This window comes from Nonomuraea sp. NPDC050783 (assembly GCF_040802095.1).
Classification (GTDB): Bacteria; Actinomycetota; Actinomycetes; order Streptosporangiales; family Streptosporangiaceae; genus Nonomuraea.
The window spans coordinates 380,696-404,897 of the sequence record NZ_JBFAHK010000006.1 but is presented as its reverse complement, the minus strand read 5'-3'; the positions used below and the strand labels follow the sequence as shown (position 1 = coordinate 404,897).

Below are 24,202 nucleotides of genomic sequence, written 5' to 3'. Positions count from 1 at the left end.
CCCCGAAAGTTTCGGGACAAATCTAAAAAATTTCCCTGGTATTTTGCCCGCACCTTTGCCTATTCTTCCCCCTACGGAACAGGTGACGAGGTGGGCCATGCTGTCGAAACATTTCGGTTACGTGCAGTGGTAGCGGGCGGTCCCCCGCTCACGTTGCCCGGCCTGCTCTCGCTCCGCGCGCGGGAGGAGGCCGGGCGGACCGCCTTGGAGGTGGCCGGGGTGGGCGCGCTCACGTTCGGGGAGTGGGACGCGCGGGCCGGGAGGATCGCGCGGGCGCTGGCCGGACGGGGGCTGCCGGCCGGGAGCCGGGTCGGGTTGCTGTTCGGCGAGCGGGACTGGATCGACTACGCCGTGGCCTGGGCCGGGGTGCTGCGGGCCGGCTGCGTGGCGGTGCCGCTGTCGGACCGGCTGGCGCCGGCCGAGGTGCGGCACGCCTTCACGGACTGCTCGGTGAGCGCCGTCCTGCACGGGGCGGGGCTGGACCCGCCGGACGTGGGCGCCTGGCGGGTCACGCCCGGCGGCCTTGAGGCCGACCTGCACGGGGGCCCGGACGGCGGCCCGGACGGGGGCTCAAACGGGGGCGCAGACGGGGACCCGGACGGCGGGGGCGGCGGGTCGCGCGAGGCGCGGCCCGGGGAGCTGGCGCAGATCATCTACACCTCCGGCACGACCGGGCGGGCCAAGGGGGTCGGCGCGACCCACGCCAACCTGGCCCACGGCGTGGACCCGGGCCCGCGCCGCCGCAAGCTGGCCCACTCGCGGCACTTCCTGCACGCCTTCCCGATCGGCAGCAACGCCGGGCAGACCATGCTGGTCAACGCCCTGGACGCCCGCCCGGCCGCCCTCACCCTCCCCCGCTTCACGCCGGGCCGCTTCGCCCGGCTCATCGAGTCGTACCGGGCCGGGACCGTGTTCGTGGTGCCGGCCATGGCGATCGAGCTGCTCAACGCGCGGGTCCACGAGCGCTTCGACCTGAGCTCCGTGCGGCTGCTGGGCTCCACCGCCGCAGGGCTGCCGCCCGCCGTGGCCGCGGGCCTGGCCGAGGCGTTCCCGAAGGCCACGATCGTCAACTACTACACCTCGACCGAGGCGGCCCCGGCGCAGACCGTGATGATCGTGGACCCGGCCCGGCCGGCCTCGGTCGGGCGGCCCGCCGCGGGCGGCGATCTCAAGATCGTCCGGCCGGACGGGGGGCCGGCCGGACCCGGCGAGCAGGGCGAGGTGTGGCTCCGCTCCCCCGCGGGGCCGCGTGCCTACTACGGCGACGGGCGGCTGACCGGCCAGGTGTTCCGCGACGGCTGGGTGCGCATGGGCGACCTCGGCTACCTGGACCGGGACGGCTACCTCTACCTGGTGGACCGGGAGGGCGACGTCATCAAGTCCGGCGCGTTCAAGGTGTCCACCCTCCAGGTGGAGGCGGCGCTGTACGAGCATCCGGCGGTCGCCGAGGCCGCCGTGGTCGGCCTGCCGCATCCGGTGCTCGGCCGGGTGCCGGGGGCCGCCGTCGTCGCCCGGGAGCCGGTCAGCGCCGCCGACCTGCGCGCGTTCCTGCTCGATCGGCTCGCCCTGCACGAGCTGCCGAGCCGCCTGCTGTTCGTCCCCGAACTGCCCAGGAACCACCTCGGGAAGGTGGTCAAACCCCGCCTCCTCGACCTGCTCGCACAGGAAGAACGCTCATGACGCACCACCGCCAGGAAGACTCCTCCGATCCGGCGCCCTCCTCCTCGCCCGACTCGTCATCTCCCTCGTTACCCGCCTCGTTACCCGCCTCGTTACCCGCCTCGTTCGCCCAGGAAGGGATGTGGACGGCCGCGCGCATGGGCGCGGGCACGGCGTACCACCTGCCGCTGGCCCTGTGGCTGGACGGCGAGCTGGACGTGGACGCGCTGCTGGCGGCGTGCGCGGCCGTGACCGCCCGCCATCCGGCGCTGGCCGGCACCGTCGCCGAGCGCGGGCGCGGGTTACGGCAGGTCGCGGCCGGGGAGCCGGCCGTGACGCTCGCCGGGCCGCCCGACGACCTGGACCGGCTGGTGCGGGACGAGATCGCCCGGCCCTTCGACCTGGACGAGGGACCGCTCGCCCGCTTCACGCTGGTGCCGGTGGCACCGGGACGGCACCTGCTGCTGTTCGTCGCGCACCACCTGGTCTTCGATGGGATGTCCAAGGACGTCCTGGTACGTGACCTGGCCCGCTGCTACGCGACCGGCGCGCGGGGCCCGGTCGCGCCGCTGCCGTCCGCTCCGGCCGTCGCCGCCGAGCGCGAGCGGGCCGAGGCCGCCCTGCCGGCCGCCCGCGCGTTCTGGGCCCGGCGGTGGGCCGAGCCGGCCGAGCTGGTGCTGCCCGGCCAGCGGCGCACCGCCCGCCGGTACGGGCCCGGCGTCCAGCTCGGCGGCGGCGTCGACCGGGAGCTGGGCGAGGACGCGGCGGCGGTGGCGCGGGCGGCGGGCGCGACGACGTTCGAGGTGCTGCTGGCCGCCGTGCACGCGCTGCTGCACCGCTACGGCGGGCCGGAGGCCGCGCCGCGGACCGTGGTGGGCATCGACGTGACCACGCGCGAGGAGTCCCTGGCCGGGCACGTCGGGCCGTTCGTCAACGAGCTGCCCGTCTTCGCCCGTCCCGAGGGCGGGCAGGAGTTCCGCGAGCTGGTCCGGGAGGTCCGCGCCGAGCTGCGGGAGCTGTACCGGTTCCGGGAGGTGCCGGTGGCGCGGGCGCTCGGCCTGCCGCGCGGCGCCGCCGTGCCCGTGACGCTCAGCTACCGCAGGACGGCGGGCGGGCCGGAGCCGGTGTGGCCGGGCCTGGAGGTCACGGTGGACCGGATGATGTTCGGCGGCGGCGTGCGCAACCCGCTGCACCTGCAGGCCGTGGACGGCCCCGGCGGGCTCGCCCTGTGCCTGCGCCACGACCCGGAGGCGGTGGACGGCGACGTCGTGGACCGCTTCGCCGGCGGGCTGCGCGCCCTGCTGCGCCACGCCTCGCGCGACCCCGGCGTCCGCCTGGCCGAGCTGGACGTGCGCGGGGAGGCGGAGCGGCGGCGGCTGGCCGCGTGGAACGACACGGCGGTGGCGTACCCGGCGGGCGTGACGCTGCCCGCGCTGTTCGCGGCCCAGGTCGGGGCCCGGCCGGACGCGGTCGCCGTGATCTCGGGGGAGGACCGGCTGACCTACGCCGAGCTGGACGCCGCCGCCGACCGGCTCGCGGGCCGGCTGCGCGCGGCGGGGGTGGCGCGCGGGGACCTGGTGGCCGTGCACGTGCGCCGGTCGGCGGCGCTGCCGGTCTGCCTGCTGGCGGTGCTCAAGGCGGGGGCCGCGTACTTGCCGCTCGACCCGGACCACCCGGCCGGGCGGCTCGCCATGATCGTCGAGGACGCCCGTCCCCGGCTGGTCCTGTCGCGGGACGAGCCGCCCGCCGGGCTGCCCGGCCCGGTGCTGCTGGTGGACGGCGAGCCCGCCGGGGACGGGCCCGCGCTCCCGCCCGGCGACGGCCCGCGGCCCGGCGACCTCGCGTACGTGATCTACACCTCGGGCTCCACGGGCCGCCCCAAGGGCGTCGAGGTGGAGCACCGCGGCCTGGCGAACCTGCTGCTGGCGATGCGCGACCGCCTGGGGTCGGGGCCGGCCGACGCCTGGCTGGCGCTGACCTCCCCCGCGTTCGACATCTCCGCCCTGGAGCTGTACCTCCCGCTGGCCGTCGGGGGCCGGGTGGTCGTCGCTCCGCCGGGGGCCGTGCGCGCGCCCGGCGAGGTGGCCGCCCTGGTCGCCGCGCGGGGCGTGACGCACGTGCAGGCCACGCCGTCGGTGTGGCGGCTGCTGCTGCCGGGCGGCATCGGCGGGGTGACCGCGCTGGCGGGCGGCGAGGCGCTGCCGCCGGCGCTCGCGGCCGAGCTGCGCGGGCGCTGCCCCCGGGTGGTCAACGTGTACGGGCCGACGGAGACGACGATCTGGAGCACGTACGAGGAGGTCGGCGCGGAGGCGGTCACGATCGGCCGCCCGCTGGCCAACACCCGCGTCCACCTGCTCGACGAGGCGCTGCGCCCAGTCCCGCAGGGCGTGGCGGGCGAGCTGTGCCTGGCGGGCGACGGGGTGGCGCGCGGCTACCGGGGACGCCCCGGGCTCACGGCCGAGCGGTTCGTGCCCGACCCGTGGGGCCCGCCGGGGTCGCGGCTGTACCGGACCGGCGACCTGGCCCGGTGGCGGCCGGACGGCACGCTGGAGTTCCTCGGCCGCCGCGACGCCCAGGTCAAGCTGCTCGGCCACCGCATCGAGCTCGGCGAGATCGAGGCCCGCCTGCAGGAGCACCCCGGGGTGGCGGAGGCCGCCGTCGCGCTGCGGGACGAGCGCCTGGTGGCCTGCCTCGTCCCCGCGCCGGGCGCGGCGCCCCGGCCCGCCGAGCTGACCGCCCACCTGGCCGCGACGCTGCCCTCGGCGATGTTGCCGGCCGCGTACGTGACCCTGGACGCCCTCCCCCTGAACCCGGTCGGCAAGCTCGACCGGGCCGCCCTCCCCGACGCCCCCCTCGCCCCGGCCTCCGCCCCCTCCCCCGCCCTGGAGGTGGCCGAGGAGGTGCGGCGGATCTGGCGGGAGGTGCTGGAGCTGCCCGAGGAGGACGAGATCGGCCTGGACGACGACCTGTTCGACCTCGGCGGGCACTCCCTCACCATCGCCCAGATCACGGCCAGGATCAGGGAGCGCGTCGGCGTCGAGGTCTCCCTGGACGCCTTCTTCGACGACCCCACCATCGCCGGCGTGGCGGCGGAGGCCGAGCGGCTGCGCGACGCGCCGCGCGCGGGCGGCGCGTCGGAGCCGGCGGACGGCGTGCGGCCCCGGCCCGCCGGCGTGGACCCGCCGCTGTCGTTCGCGCAGGAGCGCCTGTGGTTCCTGCAGCGCTTCGACCCGGGCGACGCCTCCTACAACATGTACCTGGTGCTGCGGCTGGGCGGGACGCTGGACGTCGGTGCCCTCCTGGCCGCGCTGGAGGCGGTGGTGGCGCGGCACGAGAGCCTGCGCACGGCGTTCGGCGACGCGGACGGCGAGCCGGTCGCGATCGTCCGCCCGCCGGGGCCGGTGCGGGTGGAGCGGCTGGACGCGGCCGCCGCGCCCGACCCCGAGGAGCGGGCCCGGCTGCTCGTGGCCGAGCGGGTGAACGCGCCCTTCGACCTGGGCGCGGGGCCGCCGCTGCGGATGAGCCTGATCACCCTCGGCCGGGACGACCACGTGCTGTGCTTCGTCCTGCACCACATCATCGCCGACGGGGCCTCGCTCGGCGTCCTGTTCGACGACCTGTTCGCCCTCTACCTGGCCCGGGTCGAGGGGCGGGAGGCCGGGCTGCCGCCGCTGCCGGTCCAGTACGGCGACATCGCGCTGTGGCAGCGCGAGCGCGACTCGGGCCCGGCGGCCGAGGAGGCGCTGGCGTACTGGCGGCGGCGCCTGGCGGACCCGCCCGCGCTGGAGCTGCCCGCCGGGCTTTCCGACGGGCCGGCGGGTGAGGGGCGTCCTGTGGGGGCCTTCCACCCGTTCCGCGTCCCCGAGCGGGTGGTGGAGCGGCTGGAGCGGCTGGCGCAGGAGCAGGGGGCGTCGCTGTTCATGGTGCTGGCGGCGGCGTACCAGGTGCTGCTGGCCCGGCACACCGGGCAGACGGACGTGCTGGTCGGCACGCCGTGGGCGGCGCGGGACCGGGTGGAGCTGGAGCCGGTCATCGGCTACCTGACCGACACCCTGGTCCTGCGCGGCGACCTCGCGGGCGACCCCGCCTTCCGCGACCTGCTGGCCGCCACCCGGCGGACGGTCCTGGAGGCGCACGCGCACCGGACGGTCCCGTTCGAGCGGCTGATCGGCGAGCTGGGCGTGCCGCGCGACCTGCGCCGCAACCCGCTGCTGTCCACCATGGTCATCCTGCACAGCCAGGCCGGTGACGGCACCCCGCCCGAGCGGATGGGCGAGCTGCGGGTGCGGCTGTTCGACGGCGGGTACCGGCAGGCCAAGTTCGACCTGGCGATCGAGGGCTGGCGGGACGCGCAGGGGCTGCGCGCGGTCCTCGGCTACGACGCCACCCGCTACGCGGCGGCCACGGCCGAAGGGCTGGCGGCCCGGTTCGCGGTGCTGCTGGAGGGCATCGCGGACGATCCGGACCGGCCGCTGTCCCGGTTGCCGCTGCTCACCGCCGCCGACGAGGCGGCTCTGGCGTGGGGGGACCCGCGTCCCGGCGGCACCGGCCTGGCGCCGGGCGGCACTGCCGAGCCGGGGCCCGGCCGCCACGCGGACCCGGCGGCCGGTCGCGACGCCGAGCCGGGGCCCGGCCGCCACGCGGAGCCGGAGGCCGGTCGCGACGCCGAGCCGGAGGCCGGTCGCCACGCGGAGTTGGTGCCCGTGTTGTTCCAGCGGGTCGTGGCCGACCGGCCCGCCGCGGCGGCGCTGGTGTGCGGGGCGGAGCGGGTCGGCTACGCCGAGCTGGATCGGCGGGTGGCGCGGCTGGCGGCGGCGCTGCGGCGGCGCGGCGTGGCCGACGGGTGCGTGGTGGGAGTGTGCCTGGGCCGGTCGGTGGAGGCGATCGTGGCGCTGCTCGCCGTGTGGCGGGCCGGGGGCGCGTACCTGCCGCTCGATCCCGCGTACCCGGACGAGCGGCTGGCGTTCCTCATCGCCGACAGCGCCGCCCGGCTGGTGGTGACGGACGCGGCGCTGGCCGCCCGCCTGCCGGCGGACACGGTCGTGCTGGTGCCCGCCGAGCGGTCGGGCAGCGACGACGAGCGGTGGCTCGGCGGGTGGGCCGAGACCGAGCCGGACGACCCCGCGTACGTGATCTACACCTCCGGCTCGACGGGCCGGCCGAAGGGGGTGCTGGTCGAGCACGGCGCGCTGGCGGCGCGGGTGGCGTGGATGCGGCAGGCGTACGGGCTGGGGCCCGGCGACCGGGTGGCGCAGTTCGCCTCGCTCGGCTTCGACGCCCACGCCGAGGAGCTGTACCCGGCGCTGGCGTCCGGGGCGTCGGTGCTGCTGCTGCCCGACGGGGCGGCGAGCCTGCCGGACGCCCTGCGCACCCCGGCCGGGCGGGAGGTGAGCGTGCTCGACCTGCCCACCGCGTACTGGCACCGCCTCACCGAGGCGCTGGACGACGTGACCTGGCCGGAGGCGCTGCGGCTGATGATCATCGGCGGGGAGCAGGCGCACGCGGCGGCGGTCGCGCGGTGGCGGGAGCGGTTCGGGGACCGGGTGCGGCTGGTCAACACCTACGGGCCGACCGAGGCCACGGTCATCGCCACGGCGGCGACGCTCGGCGCGCAGGACGCCGTCCGCAGGCCGTCCATCGGGCGTCCGATCGCGGGCACGGTCGCCCGCGTCCTCGGCCCGTACGGCGAGCCGGTGCCGCCGGGCTTCCCCGGCGAGCTGTGGCTGGGCGGGGCGGGGCTGGCGCGCGGCTACCTGAACCGGCCCGCGCTCACCGCCGAGCGGTTCGTGCCGGACCCGTACGGGCCGCCGGGCACGCGCCTGTACCGAACCGGTGACCGGGTGCGGTGGCGGGCGGACGGCACGCTGGAGTTCCTGGGGCGGCTGGACGGCCAGGTCAAGGTGCGCGGCTTCCGGGTGGAGCCGGGCGAGGTGGAGGCGGCGCTGCTGGCCCGCCCCGGGGTGCGGCAGGCGGCGGTCGTCGCGGACGGCGAGCGCCTGGTCGCCTACGTCGTCGGCGGGCCGGAGCGGCCGGACGAGCTGCGCCGCGGCCTGGCCGACGTCCTGCCCGCCCATCTGGTGCCGTCGGCGTGGGTACGGCTGGACGCGCTGCCGCTGACGGTCGCCGGCAAGGTGGACACCGCGGCGCTGCCGCCGCCCCAGCCGGAACCGGCCGCCCGGCACGTGCCGCCCCGCACCGACGCCGAAGCGCTGGTGGCCGGGGTGTGGGCGCGGGTGCTGGGGCTGGACGGCGAGCGGATCGGGGCGCTGGACGACTTCTTCGCCCTGGGCGGGCACTCGTTGCTGGCCACCAGGGTGGCGGCCCTGGTCGGGAACGCGGTCGAGGTGGACGTGCCGATCCGGACCGTCTTCGACCGGCCGACCGTCGCCGGGCTCGCAGAGGCCGTCGAGGACCTGCTGGTCGAGCAGCTCTCGGACCTGTCCGACGCGGAGGCGGCCCGCCTGCTGGACGCGGAGGCCCCCCGATGACCGGCACGGAACGCACCGGCGCGGAGGAGAGCGCGCCGGCGGCGAGCGGGCCGCGGGCGCTGTCGGAGGCGAAGCGGGCCCTGCTGGCGCGGCGGCTCAGGGAAGGCGCCGCCGCGACGACCCAGACGGACCAAGCGGCCCAGGCGGACCAAGCGGCCCAGGCGGACCAAGCGGCCCAGGCGGCCCAGGCGGCCCAGGCGGCCCAGGCGGCCCAGGCGGCCCAGGCGGCCCAGGTGACGACCGGGGCGGCGGGGCGGCGGACGGTGCCGGTGCGGGGTGGCGGGGAGGCGCCGCCGCTGTCGCACGCGCAGGAGCGGCTGTGGTTCCTGGAGCAGTTCGCGCCGGGCACCGCCCAGCTCACCGTCCCGATCCGGGTCCGCCTGCGCGGCCCCCTGGACGCCGACCGGCTGGCCGCCGCACTGGCGGCCACGGCGGACGCCCACGACGCCCTGCGCATGCGCTTCCCGCCCACCTGGGACGGCAAGCCCCAGGTGGCGGTGGCGGAGACGGCGGGGCTGGCGCTGGACGTGCGGGACGCGCCGGGCGAGGACGCCGCCCGCGCGCTGGTGGAGGAGTTCCTGGCGGCCCCGTTCGACCTGGCGGGGGGCCCGGTGGCGCGGGCGCTGCTGGTGCGGCTGGCCCCCGCCGATCACGTGCTGGCGCTCGCGGTGCACCACATCGCCGCCGACGGCTGGTCGGCCGACCTGCTGCTGCGCGAGCTGTACGCGCGCTACGACGGCGAGGCGCCGCCGCCGCCCGAGGTGACGTACGGCGACTACGCGGCCTGGCAGCGCGCCCGGCCGCCGGCCGGCGGGGACCTGGAGTTCTGGCGCGACCGGCTGGCCGGGCTGGAGCCCCTGGAGGTGCCCACCGATCGCCCCCGCCCGCCGGTGCGCACCTACGCCGGCGCGGCCTGCTCGTTCGAGCTGTCCGAGGAGGCGGTGGCGGGCCTGGCGCGGCTGGCGCGCGAGCGCCGGGCGACGCCGTACATGGTGCTGCTGGCGGCGTTCACCGCGCTGCTCGGCCGGTACGCGGGCACGTCCGACGTCGCCGTCGGCTCCCCCGTCGCCGGCCGTCCGGTGCCCGAGCTGGACCGGGTGGTCGGCTGCTTCGTGAACATGCTGACCATGCGGGTGGACCTGTCGGGCGACCCCTCGTTCGGCGTGCTGCTGGAGCGGGTGCGGGCGGTCGCCCTGGACGCCTTCACCCACCAGGACCTGCCGTTCGAGCAGCTCGTCGCGGAGCTGGACCTGCCGCGCGAGGTGTCCAGGCCGCCGCTGTTCAGCGTGATCCTGGCGATGCAGAACTACCGCGACGGCGCCCTCGGCGCGCCGGCCGGGCTGAGCGCCGCCGACTTCCCCGTGGACTCCTGGGCGACCCGCTACGACCTGGAGCTGTACGCCGGCGACGGCGCCGGCGGCATGTTCGTCTACAACACCGACCTGTTCGACCGGGCCACGGTGGAACGCCTGGCCGGGCACCTGTGCGCGCTGCTGGAGCGGGTGGCCGCCCGGCCGGACGTGCCGCTGTCGCGCGTCGACCTCATGTCGGCCGGCGAGCGCCGCCTGGTCGTGGAGACCTGGAACGACACCGCCACCGCCTATCCCGGCCCCGCCACCCTGCACGGGCGGATCGAGGCCCAGGCCGCCCGCACCCCGGACGCGGTGGCGGTGCGGTTCGAGGGGCGCTCGCTGACGTACGCGGAGCTGGACGCGGCGGCGGGCCGGATCGCGCGGACGCTGCGCGGCCACGGCGTGGGCCCGGGGTCGGTGGTCGCGGTGTGCGCCGAGCGGTCGCCGGAGCTGCTGCCCGGCCTGCTGGGCGTGCTCAAGGCGGGGGCCGCGTACCTGCCGGTGGATCCGGAGTACCCGGCGGAGCGGGTGGCGTTCATGTTGGCCGACGCCGCGCCGGCCGCGCTGCTCACCCAGCGCCGCCTGCGCCCGGAGCAGCCGCCGGCCGCGACGCTCGTCCTCGACCTGGACGACCCGGACGCCTGGACCGGCGGCGGTGACGGGGACGGGGACGGGGACGACGGCCCGCTGCCGCAGGCCGGGCCCGGCGACGTCGCCTACGTCATCTACACCTCGGGCTCCACCGGCCGCCCGAAGGGCGTGCCGAACACCCACGGCGCCATCGCCAACCGCCTGGACTGGATGCAGGAGCGCTTCGGGCTGGACGCGGGCGACGTGGTGCTGCAGAAGACGCCGCTGAGCTTCGACGTGTCGGTGTGGGAGCTGTTCTGGCCGCTGCGGTGCGGGGCGCGGCTGGCGCTGGCCGCGCCGGGCGGGCACAAGGACGCGGCGTACCTGCGGGAGCTGATCGCCGCCGAGGGCGTCACCACGGCGCACTTCGTGCCGTCCATGCTCGCGATCTTCCTGGCCGAGGACGGCGCGGCGGGCTGCGGCACCCTGCGGCGGGTGGTCTGCTCCGGCGAGGAGCTGCCCGCCGACCTGGCCCGCCGCTGCGTCGCCGCGCTGCCCGCCGCCGAGCTGCACAACCTGTACGGCCCGACGGAGGCGGCGGTGGACGTCTCGGCCTGGCACTGCCGCCCGGACGCGCTCGCCGGGCTCGCCCGGGTGCCGATCGGCGGCCCGATCGCCAACGTCCGCCTGTACGTCCTGGACGCCGCCCTGGCTCCGGTGCCCGTCGGGGTGCCCGGCGAGCTGCACATCGGCGGCGCCGCGCCGGCCACCGGTTACCTGAACCGGCCAGCGCTGACCGCCGAGCGGTTCGTGCCGGACCCGTACGGGCCGCCGGGCGCGCGCCTCTACCGCACCGGCGACCTGGCCCGGTGGCGGCCGGACGGCACGCTGGACTTCCTCGGCCGCCTGGACGAGCAGGTCAAGCTGCGCGGCCTGCGCATCGAGCCGGGCGAGATCGAGGCGGCCCTGCGCGCCCGGCCCGGCGTGCGCGACGCGGCCGTGATCGTCCGCGAGGACCGGCTGGTCGCCTACGTCACCCCCGAGGGGGACGGGACGCCCGAGCCGGTCCCGGCCGAGCTGCGGGCCGCGCTGAAGAAGACCCTGCCCGACTACATGGTGCCGGGCGCCTGGGTCGTGCTGGACGCGCTGCCGCTCGGCCCCAGCGGCAAGCTCGACCGCCGCCGCCTGCCCGCCCCGGTCGCCGCCCGCGACGCGGGGGTGGCCCTGGCCGCCCCCTCGACCCCCACCGAGGAGGCGCTGGCCGGCATCTGGCGGGAGCTGCTGGGCCTGGCCGAGGTGGGCGTGGACGACGACTTCTTCGACCTGGGCGGCCACTCGCTGCTGGCCACGCAGGTGGTGGCCCGGCTGCGGCGGCTGAGCGGCGCGGCGGTCGCCGTGATGGACGTCTTCCAGCACCGCACGATCCGGGAGCTGGCGGCGCTCGCCGACACCCCCGCCGACCGGCGCGGCCCGCGCGCCCTGCTGCACCGGCTCACCCCGGCGGGCGGGATCGCCCCGCAGTCCGGGGCCGCCACGTTGTCGTACGTCTGCGTGCCCTACGGCGGCGGCAGCGCCGTCGTCTACCAGCCCCTCGCCGACGCCCTCCCGGACGGCTACGCGCTGTGGTCGGTGGCGATCCCCGGCCACGACGTGGGCGTGGAGGAGGAGCGGCTGCCGTTCGAGGAGCTGGCGGCCGGGTGCGTCGCCGAGATCCTGGAGAAGGTGGACGGGCCGATCGTGGTGTACGGGCACTGCGGGGTCGGCTCGGCGCTGGCCGTCGAGCTGGCCCGCCGCCTGGAGGCCGCCGGACGGGAGCTGGTGGCCGTCCACATCGGCGGGATCTTCCCCTTCGCCCGGCCGCGCGGGGCGCTGCTGTCGCGCCTGACCCGGCTGGCGGAGGCCGAGCGGCTGCGCGGCGACCAGCGCTACGTCAACTGGCTGATCTCCATGGGGCTGGACATGGGCGGGATCGACCCCGCGCAGGCCCGCCGGATCGTGCGCAACATGCGCCGCGACTCGCGGGAGGCCGAGGAGTACTACACGCGGCTGCTGGCGTCCGGGGTGGAGCGGCTGCGCGCGCCGGTGATCAGCGTCGTCGGGACCGAGGACCCGGCGACGGACTACTACCAGGAGCGGTACCGGGAGTGGCACTTCCTGTCCGGGACGTCGGCCGTGGTGGTGCTCGCCGAGGCCGGGCATTTCTTCCTGAAATATCGGGCGCGGGAGCTGGCCGAGATCGTCACCACCGTCCACCGGCGGCTCGACGCCCCGGTCACCGGGCGGCGGGACGGCGACACCTGGTGGCTGCACGGCGTGTCCCGCGACGGCGGCCCCGCCCCCAGCACGCCCCCGGACGCCGCCGCGGCGCCCGGACCGGCGCCTGGCCAGAGGGCCGGTCAGGGATCCGGACCGGTGTCCGGATCGGCGCCCGGTCAGGGGGCCGGGCCGCGGCCCAGCCTCGCCCGGTTCCTGACCGTCGCCGCGAGCCAGCTCGTCTCGGTGACCGGCTCGGCGCTGACCGAGTTCGCGGTGCCGCTGTGGATCTACACCACGACCGGCTCGGTGGTGAGCTTCGCGCTGATGGCGGTCGCCGGGCTGGTGCCGGGGCTGCTGGCCGCGCCGCTCGCCGGAGCCGTCGTCGACCGCGCCGACCGGCGGCTGGTGATGCTGGCGGGCGACGTGGCGGCGTTCGCGATCCAGCTCACGTTCGGGATCCTGCTCTGGACGGACAACCTGTCCCCCGGCCTGATCTACCCGCTGCTCGGCTGCCTGTCGGTGGCGCTGACGTTCCAGCGCATCGCGTACTTCTCGGCCGTGCCGCAGCTCGTCCCCAAGCTCTACCTGGGGCACGCCAACGGCGTGCTGCAGCTCAGCACGGGCACCGCGCAGCTGCTGGTGCCGCTGTTCGCCGTCGGGCTGATGGCGGCGGTCGGCCTGGACGGCATCCTCGTCCTGGACGTGGCCAGCTACGCGGTCGCCATCGTCGTGCTGCTGGTGGTGCGCTTCCCGCGCACGCTGCCGTGGCGGCGGCGCGAGTCGGTCAAGGACGAGATCCTGGGCGGGCTGCGGTACTCGCTCGGCAACCGCGGGTTCGTCGCGATGCTGCTGTTCTTCGTCGTGCTGAACGTCTTCCTGGCGCCGCTGCTGCTGATGTTCTCGCCGCTGGTGCTGTCGTTCGCGGGGCTGGCCGAGGTGGGGCGGGTGGCGTTCCTGGCGGGCGCGGGGACGCTGGCCGGCGCGCTCGTCATGATCGTGTGGGGCGGGCCGCGGCGGCTGCGGCTGCGCGGGATGCTGCTGTGCGCGCTGGCGCTCGGCTGCTGCTGCGCGATCACCGGGCTGCGCGCCGACCTGGCGGTCATCGCGGCCGGGGCGTGCGGGATGACGGCCTGGGTCACGCTGCTCAACGGCATCTACACCACCATCGTCCAGGTCAAGGTGCCGCAGCGCTTCCACGGCCGGGTGTTCGCGATGAACACGCTCATCGCCTGGTCCACGCTGCCGATCGGCTTCGGCCTGGTCGCCCCGTACGCCGCCGCGACGCTCGACCCGCTGCTGATGGACGGCGGCCCGCTGGCCCCGACCGTGGGCGCGCTCATCGGCACCGGCCCGGGACGCGGCATCGGCTTCATGTACGTCCTGTGCGGCCTGGCCATCATGGCGATCGCGCTGGTCGCGACGCGCGTGCCGGCGCTGGCCCGCTTCGACGCGGAGGTGCCCGACGCCGTCGCCGACGACCTCGTCGGCCTGCGCGCGCTCGGCGTCCCCGGCCCGACACCGACCCCTGGAGGAGATGACATGAGCACCGACGGAGCCCGGCCCCTCGACCGCACGGGACGGGCCCGGTGAGCGGCGGGCTGGAGCGCAGGCTGGCCGAGCTGGTCGCCGAGGCGTCCGAGGGCGCGGTGAGCGCCGAGGCGGCGCTGGCCGGCGAGCACAGCCTGTCGGCGCTCGGGCTCACCTCCCTGGCCCGCATCCGGCTGGTGGACGCCATCGAGGACGTCTTCGGCGTGGACGTGGACCTGGGCGCCGGGCCCGGCGCCGACCTGTCCACCGCCGAGCACGTCGGCGACCTCGCCGCCGCCGTGGCCCCGCTGCTGAAACGGCGGCAGGCGTCGTGAACCCGGCGCGGGAGAGCGTCGCCTTCGCGGCGGCGCGGGCGGGCGAGTGGCCGCTGACGTGGGGGCAGCGGCTCATGTGGCGGGCGGACAGCCTGATGGGCGAGAGCCGGTCGTTCCTCAACTGCCCGTGGGTGCTGCCCGTCTACGGCCGCCGTGACCTCGGCGCCGTCCTGGACGCGCTGCGCGTGCTGATCGAGCGGCACGACAGCCTGCGCGCCACGTTCGCCGACACGCCGGACGGCCCGCGCCAGCGGGTGGCCGCGACCGGCGAGCTGGAGGTGTCCCTGGCCGCGCCGGAGCCGGGCGAGCGCGCGCTGGCGGCGGCCGGGCGCGTCGCCGCCGACCTCGGCCGGATCCCCTTCGACCACGCCGCCGGCCCGCCGCTGCGCTGCGCGGTCGTGCTGGCCGGCGGCCGGCCCCGGGCGCTGGCGCTCGCCTTCTCCCACCTGGCCGTGGACTACCAGGCGCTGTCCCTGCTCGCCGCCGAGTGGAAGGCCCTGCTGCGGGGCGAGAGCCTGCCGCCGCCCGCCTGGCAGCCGGCCGACCAGGTGGAGCTGGAGCGCTCGGCGGCCTTCCAGGCGCGCTCGGCCCGGTCGATCGCGTACTGGCGGCCGGTGCTGGAGGAGGTGCCGCTGGAGGTGTTCGACCACGCGCCGGGCGAGCCGGAGGACCCCCGGTTCATCGAGGTCGGCATGGAGTCGGTGGCGCTGGCCAGGGCGGCCACCGAGCTGGCCGGGCGGTGGGCGGTCAGCACCACGAGCGTGCTGCTGGCCGCCTGCGCCACCGTCCTGGGCGCGGTGAGCGGCCGGGACCGGGCGGTCATGCAGCTCGTGCACAGCAACCGGCGCGATCCCCGTACCCGGGAGCTGGTCGCCACCGTGGGCCAGGACGCGCTGTTCGTCCTCGACCTCGGCGCGGGCACCTTCGCCGGCACCTGCCTGGCCGCCCACCGTAACGCCCTGACCGCCTACCGCAACGCCTGCTACGACCCCGGCGCCATGCGGGCCATGCGCGAGGAGGTCGGCCGCCGCCGCGGCCGGGAGCCGGACCTGGACGCCTTCTTCAACGACCGCCGGGGCTCGGGCGGCTGGCCGGGCCTGCCCGCCGCGGACTCCCCGACCAGGACGTACGTGCGCGACGCCTGGCCGGGCGTGCGCTTCAAGGCGTTCTTCACGCTGGGCACCGCCCTGGACACCGGCGAGCTGAGCCTCATCGCCGACACGGCCTACCTGGGGCGCGAGACGGCGCGGGCCATGCTGCTCGCCGTGGAGGACCTGCTGGTGCGCAGCCTGGACGAGGACGTCCCGATGGCCGGCGCCGTGCGGGTGCCGCGCCCCGCCGGGGAGCGGGGCGCGCTGGTGCCCTGACCGGGGTCAGGGCACCAGGACGAGGCGGATCGGGTTGCCCTCCTTGCGGGCCAGCCGGTCGAGGGCGGCCGGGGCCTCGGCCAGCGGCAGCACGCCGCTGACGGACGCGCTCAGGTCCAGCCGCCCCCGGCCGGCCAGCGTCACCAGGCGCGGGACGTCCTCCGGCGCGGAGCCGTAGTGGCCGTGCACGGACTGGCGGAAGTAGGCCAGGCCGATGTCGTTGGGGATGGTGACCGGCTGGCCGGCCAGGCCCACGACGACCAGCCGGCCGCCGGGGCCGAGCACCCGCAGCGCCTGCTCGCGTACCGGGGCGACGCCGGCGAAGTCGAAGGCGACGTCCAGGCCCAGGCCGCCGGTGAGGTCCATGACGGTGTCGCGGAAGGCGGGGTCGGCCGGGTCGAGCGCGGTGTCGGCGCCGAGCGCGAGGGCCCGCTCGCGGGCGGCGGGCAGCGGATCGACGGCGATCACCGGGGCCGCCCCGACCAGGCGCAGGAGCTGCACGGCGTGCGCGCCGAGCCCGCCGGCGCCCCACACGGCGGCCGCGTCGCCGGGCCGGGTGGCGGCGGTGGCGGTCACGGCCGCCCATGGCGTGGAGACGGCGTCGGGGATGATGCACGCCTGCTCGAACGGCAGCCCGTCGGGGATCGGCACCACGGTGCGGGCGGAGGCCAGGGCGTACTCGGCGTAGCCGCCGTCGTAGTCGACGCCGCGGGTCAGCACGGTGCCGCGCAGGTCCGGCTCGCCGGCCTGGAGGAGCACCCGCTGCCCCGGCTCCCAGACGTCCACGCCGGGGCCGAGGGCGTCGATCACGCCCGCCACCTCGTGGCCCAGCGTGACCTCCTCGCCGGGCAGCCACATGGGGCGCAGGGTGCCGTCGAGCAGGTGGACGTCGGACAGGCAGACGCCGGCGGCGCGCACCGCGATCCGTACCTGCCCGGGGCCGGGCTCGGGCACCGGCACGCGCTCCATGCGCAGCTCGTGGGTGGGCACGTGCAGCCGGGCGGCCAGCATGTCAGTCACGACGGTCCTTCCCCCCTCGTCCCGGCGCGGCCGGAACGCCGCACCCAGGCGCGAGCATATGGCCCGTGACCTCCGGGGAACGTCAGGGGTCCGGCCGTCGCGGGGCCGGGCGTGTCACCGGCGGGCCGCCGGGCGCGTCGGCCCGCGCCCGGATGCCGCCGGGGTCCCGGCTGTCCCCGCCCGGTCGGGCGGCGGGAACGGCGAGCGTGAGATCAGCTCGGGAAGTCCTTGGGGTTGACGCCGCTGGTGCGGGCGTTGCCGCCCCGGACCGGGTTGAGGGTCAGGGTGTAGATCTTGAAGCGGATCTGCGTCGAGGTGCGCACAGTGGAGTAGCGCAGCCGGTCGTCGAAGCGCTGGTAGGTGGCGTTGCGGGTGAAGCGGTGCCGGGAGGTGCTGTAGCGGGTGCCGGTGGTGAAGTAGATCCGGTAGGTGCCGTCGCGCACGTCCTTGATGCTGGCGGTGGACCCGGCGCGGACGTAGATGCTGATGGCCTTGGTCCTGCCCCGGACCAGGATGACGACGCCGTCACGGGACAGGCCGTTCCTGATCTTGAGGACGCCGCGGCCGCCGCTGATGCGGTCGTAGAGGATGGCGCCGTTGCGCGGGCGGGCGGCGAGCGCCGACTGCGGCGCGGCCTGCGCGCTCGCCGTCTGGGTGCTCGCGGTCTGGGTGCTCACCGTCTGGGTGCTCACCGTCTGCGCGCCGGCCGTCTGGGCGCTCGCCGGGGTGGCCGCCACCAGGGCGCCGGTCAGCGCGACGGCGGCGATGAGGCCGGTTCGCGGGGCGCGAAGCTTGTTCACGCGAAGGTCTCCTTTGAAGGGGGGAACATGGTCAAACCAGGCCCACGATAGAGAACCCGGGCGACAAGCCCCACCCTTTCTCGCTTCTTCGGTCCGAGGACTTCGCCGCCACGTGCGCGATCGACGTGCCGGAGCCGGAGACCGGCCGGCCGGGCCGGCCGTCCGGTGGGACGCCTTCCGCTCGACCGCCCAGTGGGACAACTGGATCAAGGATCTGAAGACCGAGCAGGACCGGGCCGAGGTCATCGACCGGCAGATCGCGCTGACGCACGAGCGCGGCGTCCGGGTCCGCCCCGGCAAGGAGTGACCGCCCCGGCGGGGCGCGGTCACCGTCCGGCGGCGGGCAGGAGCCGGGCCACCGCGAGGTCCCACTGCTCCACCAGGTCGAACGAGCGGCCCGAGCGCAGCCACTGCTCCTCCAGGCCGCCCATGAGCGCGAGGAGCTGCCGGGCGACCGGCCCGGCCTCCTCCTCGCCCACCTCCCCCGCCACGCAGCGGGCGAACAGCGCCAGCACCCGTCGCTCGCGCGCCAGGAAGTAGCCGTGGGCCGGATGCTCCTCGTACAGCGACTCGGTGCGCAGCATCGAGTACAGGCGCACCAGCTCCGGCTGGGTGCTGTTGCGGGCGACCAGCGCGCGCAGCCGGGCCAGGCCCGGCCGCTCCCCCTCCTCGGATGCGAGCAGGCCGGGCACGGCCTCGGCGTCGCGCCGGTCGCGCTCGTCCAGCAGGGCGAGCAGGAGCTGGTCCTTGGTGCCCACGTGGTGGAGCACGCCGGCCACGGTCAGCCCGCAGCGCGCGGCGACCTCCTGGACGCTGAAGCCGTAGTAGCCGCGCCGCCCCACGATCTCGATCGCGGCGTCGAGGATCTGGCGGCGGCGCTCGGCCGAGCGCATGCGCTGCTGCGGGGCGGTCGGTTCGCTCGGCATGCTGCGAGGGCTCTCCAGGGTCGGCTCCGCGGGGCGGGGTCAGGGCCGGACGCGCAGGACGAGCGCCTGCGGATCGCCCGCGTGCGAGCCTACTTCAAGCACGATCTCCCCCGCCTCACGGACGCGGTGCCCGCGGGCGGCGTCCCAGCGGGCGAGCGGCAGGAACGACACCGGCACGCGCACCGCCGCCGCCGTGCCCGGCTCGACCTCCACCCCGGCGAAGCCGACGAGGAACCGCTCGCCGCCCGCCGCGCGGCGCCCGTACACCTGGACCACGTGGCGGCCCGCCCGGCCGCCGGTGTTGGCCACCCGCGCGGTGACGGCGCCGTCGGCGAAAGCCGCCTCCTCGACGGCGTAGGAGGTGTAGGACAGGCCGAAGCCGTGCGGGTAGGCGGGGGCGACGCCGAGGTCGTCCAGCAGGCGCTGGCCGTGCAGGCGGCCGTAGTCGATGCCGGTCGCGTCGCGGTCGTAGAAGGGCAGGTGGCCGGCGGAGACGGGGATGGAGAACGGCAGCCGGCCGGCCGGGTTCTGGGCGCCGGTGAGCACGTCGGCCAGGGCGTGGCCGCCCTCCATGCCCGCGTACCACATCATGACGATCGCGGGGGTCTCGTGCCGCCACGCCTCGGTGATCACCGCGCCGCCGGCGACGATCGCGACCACGGTGCGCGGGTTGGCGGCGGCGACCGCGCGGATGATCTCCTCGTCCACGGGGCGCAGCGTCAGCGACGCGCGGTCGCCGCCGTAGCCGGCGGTCATCACGGCGCCCGCACCCTCGTCCGTGGCGCTCGCGAGCCACGCTCCGGCCGCGCCGCCCGAGCCGCCCGAGCCGCCCGGGCCGCCCGGGTCGCCCGTGCCGCCCGCGCCGCCCGGGTCGCCCGCATCGTCCGGGCTCGGAGGCAGCAGGGCCAGCAGCTCCGGGGTGGTCATCGCGCTCATGTCGACGTACTCGCCCTCGTCGCGGTGGTCGTACCCGGCGACGACGATTGCGACCTGCGCGCCGGCCGCCGCGGCGGCGGCCTCGGCCGGGTCGTCGGCGGTGACCAGGGTGATCTCCGCGCCGGGGAAGGCGGCGGTGAGGCCGTCCAGCGGGGTGGCGTGCGCCGGCGGGCGGACGGCGGAGGATCCGAGGTCGCCCATGTTCGGCGCGGTGGCCAGCCGGCCGACCAGCGCGATCGAGGTGATCCGCGCCGGGTCGAGCGGGAGCACGGGAGCGCCCTCGACGGGCTCGTTCCTGAGCAGGACCATGCCGCGGGCGGCGACCGCGCGGGCCAGCGCCCGCGATCCGGCGGCGGCCATGACCTCGGGGCCCGGCTCGCCGGCGGAGCGCCCGGCGTAGGAGCGGAGCTGGGCGGCCAGCAGCCGCACGCCCGAGCGCTCGGCCGCCTCCCAGGAGGTCTCGCCCTTGGCGAGCGCGTCGCGCAGCCAGGCGGCGCGCTGCTGGGCGAACGGCTCCTCCAGGTCCAGGCCGGCGTTCAGGGAGGCGGCCGCGTCGCGCAGGCCCCAGATGAAGTCGGAGACGGTGATGCCGTCCCAGCCCCACTGCTCGCGCAGCACCCCGGTGAGCAGGTGGCGGTTCTGGCCCGCCCACTCGCCGTTGACCGAGTTGTAGGCGCTCATCACCGCCGCGACGCCCTCGTCGATGACGCGCTTGAAGTGCGGCAGGTAGATGTCGTGCAGGACGTCCTCGCTCACCCGGACGTCCACGGAGAAGCGGGCGTTCTCCATCGAGTTGAGCGCGAAGTGCTTGACGCAGGCCATCACGTGCCGCTGCGCGCCGCGGGTCAGCGCCGCGCCGAACTCGCCCAGATGGTACGGCTCGTCGCCGTAGGTCTCCTGGATGCGGCCCCACGCCGGATGGCGGGGCAGGTTGACGCAGACGCCGCCGAAGAAGTTGCCGCCCTGGGCCCGGATCTCCCGGCCGATGACGTCGCCGACCCGTTCCTCCAGGTCGAGGTCCCAGGTGGCGCCGCGGGCCATCGACACCGGGAAGGCGGTGCCGTTGCCCGCCACGCAGCCGCGCGGGCCGTCCACGAACCGGATGCCGGGGATGCCGAGGCGGTCCACCGCGCCGTGCGGGTACGGGCGGTGGTTGTAGCCCTCGGTGGTCATCTCGGTCATCCCCTCCCAGAACGGGAGGTCGCCGTCCAGGAGGCCGAGGCGCTCGTCCTCGGTGAGCAGGGCGTACAGGCCGCGGGCCGCCTCGAAGGGGTCGCCGCCCGCGCGGACGGAGTCGACCGCGCGGCTGAAGGCGTCGGGGGATGCGCTGGTCACGGGACTCCTCCTCTAACTTACTAAGTACTTAGTAAGTTAGAGGAGGCCGGGCGGGCGCGTCCAGAGCGCGACGACCTCCTGGACGAAGGCGAGGGAGGTGGTGAAGCACTCCTCCACGGCCTCGTCGGCGATGCCCGCCCACAGGTGGTCGGCGCCCTCCACCGGACGCAGGTCCGCCCGGACCCCGGCGGCGCGCAGCGCCTCGGCCAGCCGCCTGCCCTGGGCGGCGGGGACGCGGGTGTCGGCGGTGCCGTGCATGATGAGGAACGGCGGCGCCGACGGGGTCACGTGCGCCACCGGGCTGGCCGCGCGGGCCCGCTCCGGGGCCTCGGCCGGCGGGGCGCCGAGCATCAGGGCCTCGAACGTGCCCGGGTCCGCCGGGTCGTAGCGGCCCGGCGCGTGGTCGGCGGCGAGCGCGGCCAGGTCGGTGGGGGCATACCAGGTGACGCAGCCGCGCGTGCCGGGCACCGTGAGCGCGGCCAGCGCGGCCAGGTGACCGCCGGCCGACTCGCCCCACAGCACCGTGCGGCCCGGGTCCACGCCCAGCTCGGGCGCGCGGGCGCGCAGCCAGGCCAGCGCGGCGGTGACATCGTCGAGCTGGGCGGGGTGGACGGCCTCGCCGGACAGCCGGTAGGCCGGGCAGGCCACGGCCAGACCGGCCCGGGCCAGGCGGGCGGGCGGGCCCGGCCGCCCGCCGCGCAGGCGCGGTCCCAGGTCGCCGCGCATGCCCTTGCGCCATCCGCCGCCGTGCAGGAGCACCACGAGCGGCGCGGGCTCCGGCCCGCCCTCCGGCGGCAGCCACAGGTCGAGCTCCAGCGGGCGGGTGCCGTCGCGGAGGGCGTACACGGCGCCGCGCAGCACCCGCACGTCGGGGCCCTCCGGGTAGGCGGGCGGCGGCAGCGGCAGCGCGATCGGGTCCGGGGGCGCGAGCAGGTCGGCCGGGAAGCCGGACGGCGTCATCGGGCGGCCCCCTCGCCGGTCCGCCACTGGTGGCCGGGCAGGAAGCGCACGTCGTAGCGCTGGGGGACGGTGGCGAACCTGCTCCCCTCCGGCACGACCGGCTCGCGCGGCAGGGTGAGCTCGTCGGTGGGCGCGCCGAGGGACTCGAAGAAGCGCTCGAACGTGCCGCCGGGACCGGCCGCCACGCCGACGATCATGCTGTCGTGGCGTTCGATGCGGTAGGCGTGCGGGCAGCCCTTCGGCACGAAGCCGAAGTCGCCCGAGGTCAGCAGCCTCTCCTGCTGCTCGCCGCGCAGGTCCTCGACGAACACCCGCACCGCGCCCTGCGTGACGAAGAAGACCTCGTAGGTGCCGGGGTGGGCGTGGGCGGGGATGGTCTCGCCCTTGGGGCCCTGGCAGGTGAAGAAGTTGAAGGTGTTCTCGGTCTGCTCGCCGCCGGCGTAGACGGTGAACAGGTCGCCGAACAGGTGGGCGCGGTCGCCCATGCCCTTGTCGACGAAGTACGGCACGCCCGGCTCGGCGGGGATGCGGGAGCGGGCACGGTACCGGGTGGCGTACTCGATCGTCACGTGGACCTCCGGGAATCCGGGAAAAGGGCTGGTCAGGCGGTACGACGACGTTACCCCGCGCTTTTCGGTCAGGACGCTTCCGCCACGTCACACGCTAACTCCAGGCCAAGCCGGGAAAGTCGTACACTGGCGACATATCATGAAGAAAAACGGACACCGCCCGGCGAACGTCCCGGAGCTGCCCTACCGGCCCGCCCCCGGCGCCCCGCCCGGCGTCGAGGTGCTGGACCTCCCGCGGCTCGTCGCGCGCCTGCGCGCCCAGGGCGCCGATCCCTACCGGCCGTGGCGGATCGGCTTCCACGAGCTGGTCGCCGTGCGCGCGGGCACGGTCCGCTGCGCGGCCGACTGGACGCCGCACGAGGCGGGGCCGGGGAGCTGGCTGTGGATCCGGCCGGGGCAGGTCTGCCAGTTCCTGGAGGACCTGTCGGGCGCCGAGGGCACCGTGATCCTGTTCGCCGCGGGCTTCCCCGGCCCGGCCGCGGTGGCGGCGACCGGTGCGGGCCGGCAGCCGCCGACCCCGGCGGGCGAGCAGCGCGTCGCCGTGGAGCAGGTGCTGGAGCTGCTGCGCGGCGAGTACGCCCGGCTGGCCGACCTGCCGCTGGAGGCGCACATCGACGTCATGCGGCATCTGCTGGCCGTCCTGCTGCTGCGCCTGGCCCACCTGCGCGGCGGGCCGGGCGGCGAGGACGGCGACAGCGAGGCGTTCCGCCGCTTCCAGGAGGCGGTGGAGCGGGACTTCGCCCGCACCCACAAGGTGGCCGACTACGCGGCGCGGCTGGGCTACAGCGTGCGCACCCTCACCCGGGCCGCCCACGCGGCGGCCGGGCGCGGGGCCAAGCGGTTCGTCGACGACCGCGTGCTGCTGGAGGCCAAGCGGCTGCTGGTGCACACCGACCTGGCGGCGTCGGCGGTGGGCGAGAGGGTGGGGTTCGCGCACGCGACGGCGTTCGGGGCGTTCTTCCGGCGGCGCACCGGCATGACGCCGGCCACGTTCCGCGCGGTCACCCGCGGCACCGCCCCTGACCCGACCGTCCCCGGCCCGGTCGTTCCCGGCCCGACCGCTCCCGGCCCGGCCGCTCCCGGCCCGGCCGCTCCCGGCCCGGCCGCTCCCGGCCCGGCCGTTCCTGATCCCAGCGCCCCGGACCCGGCCGCTCCCGGTTCGGCCGTCCCCGGCGCCGCCGCCTCCTGATCGTCCGGGGCCGGCTCAGCCCTCCAGGACCTCGCGCAGCCGCACCGCGAAGCCGTCGGGGTCGCCCGGCATGCCGAACGTGTCGTCCAGGAACCCGCCGTGGTTGCTCGGGAAGACGACCGGCTCGACGCCGAGCCGCCCGGCGACCGCCACGCCCGCCCGGTGGGCCATCTCCCCCTCCGACTCGGCCCCGACGCCGACCACGATCCGGGTCGGCGCGGCCCGCAGCGCCGCGAAGTCGTGCTCGTGGTGGGTGCAGCTGATGAGGTTCTGGCCGAGCAGCGCGTCGTCGCGGGAGCCGTCGTCCTGCGCCGGCAGCCCGAACGTGGCCGGATCGGGGGCCGGCTGCTCGGCGAGGCCCGCCGGGATCTCGCCCCGCAGGCCGGTGATCGCGATGAACCGCGCCATCGCCGGCCCGAACCCGTCACGCTCGTAGGTGTCGCGGATCGCGGCGATGGCGGCCAGCGCCTGCTCGCGGTCCGGCAGGACCTGGGCGGCGGGCGGCTCGTGCGCGACGAGCGTGCGCACCTGCCCGGGGTGCCGGGCCACCAGCACCAGGGCGTTGACCGCGCCGCCGCTGCTGCCGAAGACGTCGACCGGCCCGCCGCCGAGCGCGTCGATCAGCCGGTGCAGGTCGTCGGCGTGCTGCTCGGGCGTGGACGGGCCGGGCTCGCCGGTCTTGCGGCTTTCGCCGACCCCGCGCGGGTCGTAGGTGACGATCGTGCGCTCGGGCAGCCGCTCCGCCAGGGCGACGAACCCGACGGCGCCCATCGGCGAGCCGACCAGCAGCAGCACGGGCCGGTCCGCGCCGCCCTCCCCCTCGCGCACCTCGTAGTGCAGGACCGCGCCGGGCACTTCAAGGGTGTGGGTCTTGAACTCTCGCATCGTCCACTCCTTCACGCCGTTCACGTCA

Annotated in this window: 14 protein-coding genes; 7 read left to right on the top strand and 7 right to left on the bottom strand. The window is 76.7% G+C overall.

Going from position 1 to position 24,202, the window contains the following annotated elements:
* The first annotated feature begins 126 nt into the window (after positions 1-126).
* The 5 genes from AB0H75_RS19345 to AB0H75_RS19325 are packed head-to-tail and all read left to right on the top strand — an operon-like array spanning position 127 to position 15,554.
* On the top strand, positions 127-1,680 hold the full coding sequence (locus tag AB0H75_RS19345; protein WP_367797863.1) for a class I adenylate-forming enzyme family protein: 1,554 nt from the start codon (positions 127-129) through the stop codon (positions 1,678-1,680).
* Entirely contained in the window at positions 1,677-8,147 is a 6,471-nt protein-coding gene (locus tag AB0H75_RS19340; protein ID WP_367797861.1) for an amino acid adenylation domain-containing protein, read from the top strand. The genes AB0H75_RS19345 and AB0H75_RS19340 overlap by 4 nt, the downstream gene beginning before the upstream one ends.
* A complete protein-coding gene (locus AB0H75_RS19335) occupies positions 8,144-13,915 on the top strand; it encodes an amino acid adenylation domain-containing protein (RefSeq protein WP_367797859.1) in 5,772 nt (1,923 codons plus the stop codon). Before AB0H75_RS19340 ends, AB0H75_RS19335 begins: the two co-directional genes overlap by 4 nt.
* Positions 13,912-14,187 carry an acyl carrier protein gene (locus AB0H75_RS19330; RefSeq protein ID WP_367797857.1) on the top strand — a complete coding sequence of 92 codons (276 nt, stop codon included), beginning with the start codon at positions 13,912-13,914 and terminating at the stop codon, positions 14,185-14,187. The genes AB0H75_RS19335 and AB0H75_RS19330 overlap by 4 nt, the downstream gene beginning before the upstream one ends.
* Complete coding sequence (locus tag AB0H75_RS19325; RefSeq protein ID WP_367797856.1) at positions 14,184-15,554, top strand: condensation domain-containing protein; 1,371 nt, start codon at positions 14,184-14,186, stop codon at positions 15,552-15,554. The genes AB0H75_RS19330 and AB0H75_RS19325 overlap by 4 nt, the downstream gene beginning before the upstream one ends.
* A gap of 6 nt (positions 15,555-15,560) precedes the next feature.
* Here AB0H75_RS19325 and AB0H75_RS19320 read toward each other — a convergent pair whose 3' ends face one another.
* Both AB0H75_RS19320 and AB0H75_RS19315 read right to left on the bottom strand, forming a co-directional pair.
* Complete coding sequence (locus tag AB0H75_RS19320; protein ID WP_367798193.1) at positions 15,561-16,565, bottom strand: zinc-binding dehydrogenase; 1,005 nt, start codon at positions 16,563-16,565, stop codon at positions 15,561-15,563.
* Between the two features lie 221 nt (positions 16,566-16,786).
* Complete coding sequence (locus tag AB0H75_RS19315; protein WP_367797855.1) at positions 16,787-17,374, bottom strand: hypothetical protein; 588 nt, start codon at positions 17,372-17,374, stop codon at positions 16,787-16,789.
* 112 nt (positions 17,375-17,486) lie between these two features.
* Here AB0H75_RS19315 and AB0H75_RS19310 point away from each other — a divergent pair, with 112 nt between their 5' ends.
* Positions 17,487-17,681, top strand: a complete 195-nt coding sequence (locus AB0H75_RS19310; RefSeq protein WP_367797853.1) for a hypothetical protein — start codon at positions 17,487-17,489, stop codon at positions 17,679-17,681.
* Between the two features lie 19 nt (positions 17,682-17,700).
* Here the strand turns inward: AB0H75_RS19310 and AB0H75_RS19305 are convergent, their stop codons facing one another.
* The 4 genes from AB0H75_RS19305 to AB0H75_RS19290 are packed head-to-tail and all read right to left on the bottom strand — an operon-like array spanning position 17,701 to position 22,100.
* Positions 17,701-18,300, bottom strand: a complete 600-nt coding sequence (locus AB0H75_RS19305; RefSeq protein WP_367797851.1) for a TetR/AcrR family transcriptional regulator — start codon at positions 18,298-18,300, stop codon at positions 17,701-17,703.
* A 39-nt stretch (positions 18,301-18,339) separates the two neighbouring features.
* Entirely contained in the window at positions 18,340-20,571 is a 2,232-nt protein-coding gene (locus AB0H75_RS19300) for a beta-glucosidase (RefSeq protein ID WP_367797849.1), read from the bottom strand.
* Between the two features lie 36 nt (positions 20,572-20,607).
* Positions 20,608-21,531, bottom strand: coding sequence for an alpha/beta hydrolase fold domain-containing protein (locus tag AB0H75_RS19295; protein ID WP_367797847.1), 924 nt, complete (start codon positions 21,529-21,531; stop codon positions 20,608-20,610).
* Positions 21,528-22,100 (bottom strand): quercetin 2,3-dioxygenase, encoded by a 573-nt coding sequence (locus AB0H75_RS19290; RefSeq protein WP_367797845.1) that lies wholly within the window; start codon positions 22,098-22,100, stop codon positions 21,528-21,530. The genes AB0H75_RS19295 and AB0H75_RS19290 overlap by 4 nt, the downstream gene beginning before the upstream one ends.
* 139 nt (positions 22,101-22,239) lie before the next feature.
* On the opposite strand from AB0H75_RS19290, the gene AB0H75_RS19285 reads away from it, so the two are divergent.
* Entirely contained in the window at positions 22,240-23,289 is a 1,050-nt protein-coding gene (locus AB0H75_RS19285; protein WP_367797843.1) for a helix-turn-helix domain-containing protein, read from the top strand.
* 15 nt (positions 23,290-23,304) lie between these two features.
* On the opposite strand, the gene AB0H75_RS19280 is transcribed toward AB0H75_RS19285, so the two are convergent.
* A complete protein-coding gene (locus AB0H75_RS19280) occupies positions 23,305-24,174 on the bottom strand; it encodes an alpha/beta fold hydrolase (RefSeq protein ID WP_367797841.1) in 870 nt (289 codons plus the stop codon).
* Positions 24,175-24,202: the final 28 nt, after the last annotated feature.